The organism is Marinobacter sp. R17 (assembly GCF_003789045.1).
In the GTDB taxonomy this organism is placed as follows: Bacteria; Pseudomonadota; Gammaproteobacteria; order Pseudomonadales; family Oleiphilaceae; genus Marinobacter_A; species Marinobacter_A mangrovi.
The window spans coordinates 1-2,164 of record NZ_RHGZ01000056.1 but is presented as its reverse complement, the minus strand read 5'-3'; the positions used below and the strand labels follow the sequence as shown (position 1 = coordinate 2,164).

Sequence of the window (2,164 nt, the reverse complement as noted above, 5' to 3'; positions counted from 1 at the left end):
CGGTTGACAGGGTGGCAAAGCAGTGTAGAATGCGCGCCACCTTGAACGGGTCAGCCGGCACGACTCGGCGGTTTTCGGAAGCCTCGAAAGCGCTGAAAAATAACGGTTGACAAGGTTGAGCGAAGCGGTAGAATACGCGGCCTCAACAGGGCAACAGCCCGGCTCTTTAAAAAATTGACCAAGTAATTCGTGTGGGCGCTGACTGAGGTATTTCGGCAAGAAATATCGAGGCAGCGACCTGTCAGACTCTCTTCGGAGAGGATGAATTTGAGTGTTGTCTTGAGCAGATTTAGAAGCTTCGGCTTCTGCTTGATTTAAACTGAAGAGTTTGATCATGGCTCAGATTGAACGCTGGCGGCAGGCCTAACACATGCAAGTCGAGCGGTAACAGATCCAGCTTGCTGGATGCTGACGAGCGGCGGACGGGTGAGTAATGCATAGGAAACTGCCCAGTAGTGGGGGATAGCCCGGGGAAACCCGGATTAATACCGCATACGCCCTACGGGGGAAAGCAGGGGCTCTTCGGACCTTGCGCTATTGGATGTGCCTATGTCGGATTAGCTTGTTGGTAGGGTAACGGCCTACCAAGGCGACGATCCGTAGCTGGTCTGAGAGGATGATCAGCCACATCGGGACTGAGACACGGCCCGAACTCCTACGGGAGGCAGCAGTGGGGAATATTGGACAATGGGGGCAACCCTGATCCAGCCATGCCGCGTGTGTGAAGAAGGCTTTCGGGTTGTAAAGCACTTTCAGTGAGGAGGAAGGCCTTAAGGTTAATACCCTTGAGGATTGACGTTACTCACAGAAGAAGCACCGGCTAACTCCGTGCCAGCAGCCGCGGTAATACGGAGGGTGCAAGCGTTAATCGGAATTACTGGGCGTAAAGCGCGCGTAGGTGGTTAGGTAAGCGAGATGTGAAAGCCCCGGGCTTAACCTGGGAACGGCATTTCGAACTGTCTGGCTAGAGTATGGTAGAGGGTAGTGGAATTTCCTGTGTAGCGGTGAAATGCGTAGATATAGGAAGGAACACCAGTGGCGAAGGCGGCTACCTGGACCAATACTGACACTGAGGTGCGAAAGCGTGGGGAGCAAACAGGATTAGATACCCTGGTAGTCCACGCCGTAAACGATGTCGACTAGCCGTTGGGACTCTTGAAGTCTTAGTGGCGCAGTTAACGCACTAAGTCGACCGCCTGGGGAGTACGGCCGCAAGGTTAAAACTCAAATGAATTGACGGGGGCCCGCACAAGCGGTGGAGCATGTGGTTTAATTCGACGCAACGCGAAGAACCTTACCTGGCCTTGACATGTTGGGAACTTTCCAGAGATGGATTGGTGCCTTCGGGAACCCAAACACAGGTGCTGCATGGCCGTCGTCAGCTCGTGTCGTGAGATGTTGGGTTAAGTCCCGTAACGAGCGCAACCCCTATCCCTAGTTGCCAGCACATGATGGTGGGAACTCTAGGGAGACTGCCGGTGACAAACCGGAGGAAGGTGGGGATGACGTCAGGTCATCATGGCCCTTACGGCCAGGGCTACACACGTGCTACAATGGCGCGCACAGAGGGCTGCGAACCCGCGAGGGCAAGCTAATCTCTTAAAACGCGTCGTAGTCCGGATCGCAGTCTGCAACTCGACTGCGTGAAGTCGGAATCGCTAGTAATCGCGAATCAGAATGTCGCGGTGAATACGTTCCCGGGCCTTGTACACACCGCCCGTCACACCATGGGAGTGGATTGCACCAGAAGTGGTTAGTCTAACCTTCGGGAGGACGATCACCACGGTGTGGTTCATGACTGGGGTGAAGTCGTAACAAGGTAGCCGTAGGGGAACCTGCGGCTGGATCACCTCCTTAAACGAAGCCGAACGCTTCGGTCAGAGCCCACACGAATTACTTGGTCAGTGGAAGAGAGAGCATAGGGTCTAAACGGGCCCATACCATTGGGTCTGTAGCTCAGGTGGTTAGAGCGCACCCCTGATAAGGGTGAGGTCGGTGGTTCAAGTCCACCCAGACCCACCAGAATTGCGCAGCTCATCGTTGTGTTCGGACTTGCATAGCAGGCTATGCGGCGTCCAAACACGCCTCGATCTGCCCAATTCTTGACAGCTTTACTGGGGCTGTAGCTCAGCTGGGAGAGCGCCTGCCTTGCACGCAGGAGGTC

The 2,164-nt window shown here is 54.9% G+C and carries 1 tRNA gene and 1 rRNA gene; both read left to right on the top strand.

The window, feature by feature from the left end:
* Nucleotides 1-316 precede the first annotated feature (316 nt).
* Nucleotides 317-1,857, top strand: a 16S ribosomal RNA gene (locus EB809_RS20835).
* An 88-nt stretch (nt 1,858-1,945) separates the two neighbouring features.
* A tRNA-Ile gene (locus tag EB809_RS20830) sits at nt 1,946-2,022 on the top strand.
* The last annotated feature ends 142 nt before the right edge of the window (nt 2,023-2,164 follow it).